At 62.2% G+C, this 579-nt stretch carries 1 protein-coding gene; it reads right to left on the bottom strand.

All coding sequences use genetic code 11. The features are described from left to right. Nucleotides 1–563: sugar phosphate nucleotidyltransferase (locus DXT96_RS26835; protein WP_371419016.1), on the bottom strand; the 563-nt coding region annotated here is incomplete at its 3' end. Between the last annotated feature and the right edge of the window lie 16 nt (nucleotides 564–579).

Here is a 579-nt window from a genome sequence, read left to right as displayed (position 1 = left end):
GCCGTCTTTACATCCGGCTTTTCCACGAAGGCATCGACGGTGCTGAGATCGGCCTCACCGTCGATCGCCTCGCCCGGCTTGATATAACCGTAGGAGGTGCGCGGCTCGGTCGGGACCAGACCGAAGACGACAATATTACCCTGATCGGCGGCCTTGGCCCCGAGTTTCACGGAATCGGAAAACTTGTCGGCATCGAGCACCACATGGTCGGCGGCGAGCGCCAGAACCAGACAACCGGGCTCGCGGCGTTCGGCCAGCACGGCGGCGGCAGCCATGGCGGCGGCGCTGTCGCGGCGGGCAGGTTCCAGCACCACCGTTGCCGGCAGATCGATCTCTTCCGCCTGACGGCGGGCGAAGAAACGGAAATCCTCGTTGGTGATGACAAGCGGTTCGGCATACAGCCCCTTGTCACCCACCCGCATCAGCGTCTGCTGATAGGTCGAAAGATTGCCGACCAGCGGCTGGAACTGCTTGGGCAACTGGTCACGCGAAACAGGCCAGAGCCGCGAGCCCGCACCGCCAGCAAGAAGAACCGGCGTGATCTTTCGAGAGTGTTCCTTCACAATAAAACCTTTCCAA

The sequence above is a fragment of the Agrobacterium sp. ICMP 6402 genome (assembly GCF_009498615.1).
GTDB lineage: Bacteria > Pseudomonadota > Alphaproteobacteria > Rhizobiales > Rhizobiaceae > Agrobacterium > Agrobacterium burrii.
The sequence above is the reverse complement of the archived record's forward strand: the minus strand, read 5'-3'. Positions and strand labels throughout refer to the sequence as shown.